General features: G+C 57.1%; 6 protein-coding genes and 1 pseudogene. All 7 read left to right on the top strand.

What is annotated here, in order from left to right:
* A partial coding sequence (locus tag QLG10_RS07735; protein ID WP_282486562.1) for a type VI secretion system Vgr family protein occupies window positions 1-1,342 on the top strand: 1,342 nt, incomplete at its 5' end.
* Window positions 1,339-1,764: a hypothetical protein gene (locus QLG10_RS07730; RefSeq protein ID WP_282486560.1), complete on the top strand. Its 426-nt coding sequence runs from the start codon at window positions 1,339-1,341 to the stop codon at window positions 1,762-1,764. The genes QLG10_RS07735 and QLG10_RS07730, both read left to right, overlap by 4 nt.
* Before the next feature lie 17 nt (window positions 1,765-1,781).
* Complete coding sequence (locus tag QLG10_RS07725) at window positions 1,782-3,824, top strand: lipase family protein (RefSeq protein ID WP_282486558.1); 2,043 nt, start codon at window positions 1,782-1,784, stop codon at window positions 3,822-3,824.
* 28 nt (window positions 3,825-3,852) lie between these two features.
* The gene (locus QLG10_RS07720) at window positions 3,853-4,626 is read left to right on the top strand and encodes a hypothetical protein (RefSeq protein ID WP_110755326.1); all 774 of its coding nucleotides are present in this window, start codon (window positions 3,853-3,855) and stop codon (window positions 4,624-4,626) included.
* A 178-nt stretch (window positions 4,627-4,804) separates the two neighbouring features.
* Window positions 4,805-5,179, top strand: a complete 375-nt coding sequence (locus tag QLG10_RS07715) for a PAAR domain-containing protein (protein ID WP_349016950.1) — start codon at window positions 4,805-4,807, stop codon at window positions 5,177-5,179.
* A 3-nt stretch (window positions 5,180-5,182) separates the two neighbouring features.
* Window positions 5,183-6,346 carry a hypothetical protein gene (locus QLG10_RS07710; protein ID WP_282486553.1) on the top strand — a complete coding sequence of 388 codons (1,164 nt, stop codon included), beginning with the start codon at window positions 5,183-5,185 and terminating at the stop codon, window positions 6,344-6,346.
* Window positions 6,343-7,590: pseudogene (locus QLG10_RS07705) on the top strand (type VI secretion protein VasK); the annotation flags it as partial. The gene QLG10_RS07710 and the pseudogene QLG10_RS07705, both read left to right, overlap by 4 nt.

Raw genomic sequence — 7,590 nt, 5'->3', positions numbered from 1 at the left:
CCTGCGGGGGCAGGAGCACGTCAAGCTCAGCACGGAATATGGCGGCAAGAGTCAGTTGAACTTGGGGCATCTGGTGGATGCTCAGAAGCAGAAGCGAGGGGAAGGGTTTGAGCTGAGGAGCGATGGCCATGGCGCCCTTCGTGGGGGCAAGGGCTTGTTCATCAGTGCCGAGGAGCAACCCAAGGCCCAAGGCAATCAACTCGACATGGACGCGGCCATCGCCCAACTGGAAAGCGCGTTGTCGCTGGCCCGTTCACTGGCCGAGGCGGCGCGCAGCGCTCAGGCCACGCCCGGCGATACCGACAGCCAGCAACGCTTGACCGAGGCCCTCAATGGCCTGGCGCAACCGGGCGTGCTGCTGCATGCCCCGGCGGGCATCGGCCTGGTCAGTCCCGAGGCAGTCTGCGTGTCTTCGGGCGCTGAAAGCGTGGCGATCGTCGCTGCGCACAACACCGATATCAGCGCCGGGGAGAACATCACCGCCACCGCCGGCGGCGGGGTCAGCCTGTTGGCCCAGCGCGCGGCCCTGCAACTCAAGGCCGCCCATGGCAAGGTCGAGCTGCATGCCCTCGACAGCGAACTGCATGCCCTGGCCATGACCGACATCAGGATTGAAAGCCTGACCGGTCGCCTGCACCTCAGCGCACCGAAGGAGGTGTTGATCGAATGCGGCGGCGCCTACATCCGCATGAAAGACGGCGAGATCGAGCTGGGTGCCCCCGGCAACATCTACCTCAAAAGTGCGCATGTGCAAAAACTCGGCGCCACTAGCGTTGATACGCCGATCACGCCGCTCCGGCCGGGTTACACCGGTCGCTACACGCTGAAGGATGAGGCGCAGACACCCCAGCCATTCATCAACTACCAGATCACCACGCGGCAAGGGGCGGTGTTCACCGGAGTGACCGATCGGCAGGGGCAAACCAGGAATGTTCATAGCCTGTTGCCGGGAGGGTTGAAGATTGAGTTTCCGGACAAGACACCAGCGTCTGGTCCAGGACATTGGGTAACTGTTGATCATGATTATCACGGTCTGAAAAACACCGCGCTCATGGTGCTCAATCGCCTGACGTCAATGGGTGAAGAAGGAAGAGTCTTCGGGTCGGAGGGAAAGGATTACGAAAACACTAAGCGCGACAAAATTCAGGAATGGAAACCTTTACCTGACGACAGTGAAGACTTTTTGAAATCAGAGTCTGCTGTTCATGTCTACGGGATTAAAAGAACAATCACTCAAGCGTTTGTGGAGGGCGAGGATGCCTGGGCGACGGGTGGACGTTCCTGGTATTGGCAGCCTGCTACCGGTGATGATGTTTATGAAAAGAAGGTTGACGGCAAATGACTGGGAATAAGGTGTATTTGTTTTGGGGTGGAATGGATCTGATTTACATCGGTCGCTTCTGTTATCTGAATGTCTCCCAAGGAAAAGTTCCGCTTTATAGCGATGTTCAATCTTTTGTCAGGTTGAGTTCTGAGCAGGATAGTATTTCGTTTTTGATATTTTCAATGTCGTTGGTTTTGAATGTTTCAATAATTGTTTCAATGTTTTTGTTTTTGCGACGCTCGCGTTTCGCATCCTGTCTAGCCTATGCGCAGGCACCTCTCAGGCTGGTGTTTGGCGTGCCGTCCCTGTCGATTTTAGTCTGGGCTTCGACAACTGCGGGAGTTACGTCCTCAGCTTTGTTGATGGGTTTGTTGCTGTTTTCAGAAGTCCTGAAGGTCGTTTCGATAGGATTCTGGCGTACAAATCATCAAATAATATAACAACTAAAGGACTGATAATGGACGACTCCCTGCACTATACGGACACACTGGGCTCGAACAAGGACGTCATTCGCAGCAAAATCAATGCGCAAATGAACTGGATCGAATTCCAGTTACTCGATGAACAGGGCGAACCTTTGGCCAACCTGCCTTGGCGGGCACTGAATGAGGCCACATGTACCGCCTTTGTGCCTGAGTATGGCGGTCAGAGCGATGCTCAGGGCGTGATCCGTATCCAGGACCTTCACCCGTTGCCTCTCACCTTGATGATGGCCGCTGATCCTCTGGCCAAATTGCTGCAAGGTCGACGCTTGCGCGCCGAGCGCCCCGAACCGCCACGTCCTGGCGTGGTTGATCGCACACCGCTGTATGGTCCGCAGCGTTCGGGCTTCTCACCGATCGAGCAGCAGGCGATCGCGGCCGGTCATGGTTATCACTACCTTCGAGTCGGCCAGATCTGCGATCAACAGCCGACCTTCGACCCACCCTTGGCCGATCCCGCTGAGCTGCCGGTCTATCACTTTCCGGATCGGACCTTCGGCGGTTTTACCCTCGACGCCGAGCAGTTGAATCGTCGTTATGTGCTGGAAGTCTGCCCTTTGCGCGCGTGGTCGCTGGTGTTGCATCACCAGGCGCAGTACAGCCTGGCCAATGCTTATAACCTGGGGGTGATGAGTATTTTGGCGTACAGCAGTCGGCCCGAGAAAGAGTTGGGTTCGGCCAAGCAATTGTTCGAACAACAATGCCTGGACCTGTCGCGCACACCGCGGGTATGGGACAACGGCAAGGAGTGGCCCTGTCTGGTCACCGATGTGCCTTTCAAAGAGCGCTACATCATCGCCAAAACCTTGGATACTGCTCAGGCCGAACTGCCTCAAGGCAATACGCAGTTTTTCTATGCAATCAATGCTTCCCAAGTGCTCGTGGGGTGGCGGGGCACCGATGGGCTCACCGATCTTGGCACAGATGCGACTTTTCGTCCGGTAAAACCCGAGCTGCAGGCTCAGTGCGAGTCCAAGGTTCCCTGCGCCGGTCTGGCGCCAGAGGGCAGTGTGCATTTGGGCTTTCGCGATGCGTTCGAATTGGGCGGGAGGATTTATGCCGAAGACTTGGGCAAGAGGATCCCTGATGCGGCTTTAGAAAAAGAATTGTTCATCTGCGGTCACAGCCTCGGAGGGGCCCTCGGTCTGGTCCATGCGGCATCGCTGAAAGCACACAATCCTTTGCTGTACACCTACGGCATGCCACGCACGTTTTCCCTTAAGGCAGTAAAGGGCCTGAGCGAAATCGTGCATTTCCGTCACGTCAATGAGATTGATCCGATCCCCAGCGTTCCGCCCGAAGCCGCGTTGGACAATTACCTGTACGACCTCTACGGTCCACTGGGCACCACCCTGGGGTTTTCCTGGTCAATGCTGCAATTGACTGCCAGCCAGTTGTTCCGTCATGGCGATCCCTTTTGTCATCACGGCGAAATCGCCATGTTCTTCAAAGCCGAGCAACACATGGAACTGCGGGGCTCACAGTACCCCGCTTATCGCAACAAGGAAGGGCTGGGTGCGCCTTACCACACTACCGTCACCCGACGCCTACTTGAAAAGGCCAAGCTGTACCTGGTCCCCAGCCTCAGCCCGGAGGACGACAAGCAGGCCGAGCAAGCGCAGCAGCGGTTGACCACCTCGCTGACCGCCGAGAGCCGGGTCAGGTATTTCCCGCCTCACAGCAACCCAATAACCGGACGGGCCGTGGGTCTAGGCGATCACTTCATGTCGGAGTACCAGCCTTATATCCACAATCAGCTGCTGGAGTCCCTGGACCCTGAGCGCGATCCGTTGCTGGCGCGGCAGGTACAGCGACAAAAATTCGCCCAGCAGATGCGCGAACACTCCGAGCGAACTCCCGCGGATGAACTGGTGCGCAATCGCGTGTTTCTGGATTTGCAGAGTCGGCTCGGCCAAGCCTTGAACGTTACTCGGAAATCAGAAGGTGGTATAGAGGCGCTCCAACGTTTCGATGTCGCAGCCAGCCTTCTGCCCCGTTATGAGAAAACCTACAGTTGAGCCCGTCAGCAACTTCAAGGATACGACCATGATCAAGAAGATGCCCGTCGCGTTACTCATCCTGTTCGTCAGCCTCAGTGGTTGCGCCAAGGACTACAGCCTGGCACCGCCTCCTGACAGCGAACAGATGACTATTACCGTGAAAGTGCCGAAGGAGCTAGTAGCGAGACCGATGCTGGTGATGTATCGCTCCGCGACTTGTAAGCGCATCACCCACGGTGCCAGTGGAGAGCGCATCGAGTTGGAGGGGTATCACGGCATTGAGGTGCAACTGCAACGTCAGGGGCAAAGTGATCTTCACAGTACCAAGTTACCAATGGATGGTGGCGGTGCTTGTCGATGGCATTTGGCCAATGTCACCTTTGGCGTCGCTTACGACTTTCCGAATCCCTTTGGCGAGAATGTCACTCATGGCTCGGGGGGTGGGGTGATCGCGATATTCGATCACAACAACTCGCCTCGGGGGGGAGCGGACTTTGAAGTTGAAGGGGATTTGACGATAAAAAAAGATTACTACCCTTGGTTGAGCGAAGCCTTTCTTGGCGGTTACAGAAAGCAGATCAGCCTGACAAGTGAGGGCGATATTTATTTGATGTACCAAGCATTACAGGCTCGCCAAGTGTATTTCGAGCCCGTCCTGCATTCAAACTTTTTGGTCACTTCGGTGCAACCGAAGGTGAAGAAAAAGGGTAATCACACCGCCTTCACTTATCCCGACGCAAGCGTCGTGGCTGATGGCAGTTTTGAACCTAGTTTCCGAAAACTGCAGGCCATCCGCCTGGCGGCGGAGAGCAAAAAATGAAAGTTAGGTTTCCCTGAATTTAGATCATGCTTTGCTTCAGTCTGACAGAACTTAAGTCCGGCAGCTTTTCAAAAAAACGCCCGCATTGATGTCATTGTGTTGGGTGTTTATTCAGTATTTCGAGGTGTGCAAGATTAATGCTGGAGTTGATTTAAATTAGATTTTTTATTTGTCGTAAATGCTTGTGAGTTGGCTTTTCGTCGACTGTTTTGTTTGGTGGATAAATTTATTAAGTAATTTGGCTGTTCATTTATCAGTCCATAATCTATGGCCGTTTTTTGGAGTAATGAATATGTACCAAGGATTTGTGCTGTTGGGTGACAAAACCACACACGATGGAGAGGTCATATCGGCTTCCTCCACAACATTCGTTCACGGTAAACCCGTGGCTTTGGTGGGTGATGAGGTCAGCTGTCCGCGGCATGGGGAGAACCCGATTGTCGAAGGCTGTCCCGACTGGTCTGAAAATGGCCGGGCGTTGGTGGTCGATGGCTGCCGCAGTGAGTGCGGTTGCCGGTTGATTTCCAGCGCTCCTGATTGCGTGGTGGGGTGAGCCATGGGTTGGGATCGTCAGCCACCTGAAGAGGTGATAACGCCCGTGCCTCCGGTACCGGTGCGGTGGGTTGCGGCGGCCGGTATGGCAATTCTGGCCTGTGTGCTGCTGTTCCTGCTGTATGCCTCCGAGCGGTTACCACAGTTGCAGGCATTGAATGTGTGGGCAGTGTCCGGTTCGCCGTTGCTGATCTGGCTGTTGGCATTCGCCGCACGCGCCCATGTGTATGGACGTGCCCTGAGCCAGCAGCAGTTTCTGGAGGAGGAAGCGCAAGCGGCACAGCAGGCCTGGAGTTCGTGGGCGCAGCGTTATTTGGTGGTACATGGCAGTTGTGTGCTGCTGCCGGATCAGGTGACGGCCACGATGCTGGTTCAAGGCTCACCCAGTGTACCGCCGCGTACAGGGTTGGCCAGGCGCATCGCGTATTTGCCAGCGCCGGGCGGGGATCGCTTGCAGGCTGGGTTGCAGCAACTGTTTGAGGCGTTGCAGCCGACCTTGCTGGCCCTGCCGCGGGAGCAGGAACTGCGGGTCACCCTGTTGAATGATGGCGAGCCCGGGCAACACGAAGCATTACGCAATGCCTGGCAGCACAATTGGTCTGCGTCGATGGATCGAGCGCAGCCATCGGTGGTCACCTTGACCGGTGAATTGTCGTACCAGTGGATCGACCAAAAGCTTAAAACAGCCAGCCCGGCCTTCGAATTGATCCTGGTACTGCAGCTATGCGGCGACGCGGTGTATTCCGACGGGCTCGCGGCATTGCTGTTGTCTCCCAATGGCTTGACGGGCACAGCGGAACTGCCGGTGGTAGGAGGTTTGTTGCGTCCGATGTCGCTGAATGTCAGTGAACTGCAGAACGAGGTGGCGATGTTTCTTCAAACCCAGACAAGTGCCCGTCAGGCCGCAGGCCTGTTGGCGGACAGCATTGCCTGTCAGCCATTGGCCGGCAAGATCATTGCTGCCGGCAGCGCTCACGGCGCTTCGCCGAGTTTAGCGCAGCAATGGATTCAGGAGCCGCTGTGCGGGCTGGCAGGCCCCTTTAGCAGTTGGTTGATTGCGGCGCTTGGCGTGGAAATGGTTCGTCATCAGCGTCGGCCTCTCCTTGTACTGTCTCAGGGCGATTCGCAGCATTGGATCGGCACCGTCACCATGGGAGCGTTGGCATGACAACCGGGAAGAATGTTTGGCGCCGAGGGGGTGCGTTGGTGTGGGTCAGCACGCTGATGGTGGTATTGGCATGGACGATCTGGAGTTATGGAGATCGGCTGGGACTAGTGGAAAACCACCACAAGGTGTTCACTTTTTTACTGACCGTTGCCATCGCGATATTGACTAATGCGGCACCCCGTTTATTGATCCATTTCAGACGCCTCAGTTACCGTCAGCAAGGGCTGGCGGATAAGCTTTACCCCGATACGGACGCGAGTCTGGTACCACCTCGCAAGCCAGTTATACGGTTCTCTGAGCTACGCGACTATCTTTACAACGCCTACGGTCCGTTCTGGCGCTTCAAAGTCCGCCTGCTCCTGGTCGTCGGCGAACCCGAGCAGATCGAAGCCATCGCCCCCGGCCTGACTACCCGGTACTTCCTGCATGGGCAGGACACCGTGCTGCTCTTCGGCGGCAGCGTGCAGGCGCCAACCCTGTTCAGCCAATGGCAGGGTTTGAGTCGCTGGCGTGCCCTCGATGGTGTGGTCTGGGCGTTGAACAAGCCACAATCCACCGACGCCGCAACACTGGGCGACAGTGTGCGGCGCCTGCGCGAGCTGGCCCGGACTCAGCATTGGCAGTTGCCGCTGTACCTGTGGCAGGTCTGCGACACTGGGTGGAAACAGCACACGCGGCAGACGCAGCCGGTGGGTTGCGCATTGCCCGCCGGTATCACTGTCGTCGAACTGGAGAGCCGCCTGCAGCAATTGCTCGAACCCTTGCGCCAGGAGGGTCTGGAACAGATACGCGGGCAGATGCAGCATGACTTTTTGCTGCGCCTGTCCCGCGATCTGCAGGTCGAGGGCATTCCCCGCTGGCGTCAGGCGCTGGCGCCGTTGCTTGGCGAGTTTGCCCAAGGCGTGCCGCTGCGCGGGTTGTGGTTCAGCCTGCCGTTACCGGCGGTGGAGGCGGATCCCCATGACCGCAGTCACTTCTGGTCGATATCACCGGTCTGGCACGGCGTGCTCGGCGATAAAAAACCGCACCCGCGTCGCCTCGGCTGGCCCGCCACCCGCATCGCACAAACCCTGATGCTCGCCCTGACTCTGGCCTGGGGCGCCGGCCTGCTGCTGTCCTTCGTCAGCAATCGCGTACACATCGCCCAGGTGCAAACGACCCTGGCGACCCTGCAACACTCAGCCACCCACGACGAACAATTCCTCGCCCTCAACGAACTGAGCCGCGAGCTCGGCCGCCTGGAT

This window comes from Pseudomonas sp. V98_8, from assembly GCF_029967975.1.
Lineage (GTDB): Bacteria > Pseudomonadota > Gammaproteobacteria > Pseudomonadales > Pseudomonadaceae > Aquipseudomonas > Aquipseudomonas umsongensis.
This window is presented reverse-complemented; position numbering and strand designations above follow the sequence as displayed.

Coding starts and splice junctions, on each gene's coding strand:
- QLG10_RS07730 (WP_282486560.1), top strand. CDS start 1,339: ATGACTGGGAATAAGGTGTATTTGTTTTGGGGTGGAATGGATCTGATT.
- QLG10_RS07725 (WP_282486558.1), top strand. CDS start 1,782: ATGGACGACTCCCTGCACTATACGGACACACTGGGCTCGAACAAGGAC.
- QLG10_RS07720 (WP_110755326.1), top strand. CDS start 3,853: ATGATCAAGAAGATGCCCGTCGCGTTACTCATCCTGTTCGTCAGCCTC.
- QLG10_RS07715 (WP_349016950.1), top strand. CDS start 4,805: ATGCTTGTGAGTTGGCTTTTCGTCGACTGTTTTGTTTGGTGGATAAAT.
- QLG10_RS07710 (WP_282486553.1), top strand. CDS start 5,183: ATGGGTTGGGATCGTCAGCCACCTGAAGAGGTGATAACGCCCGTGCCT.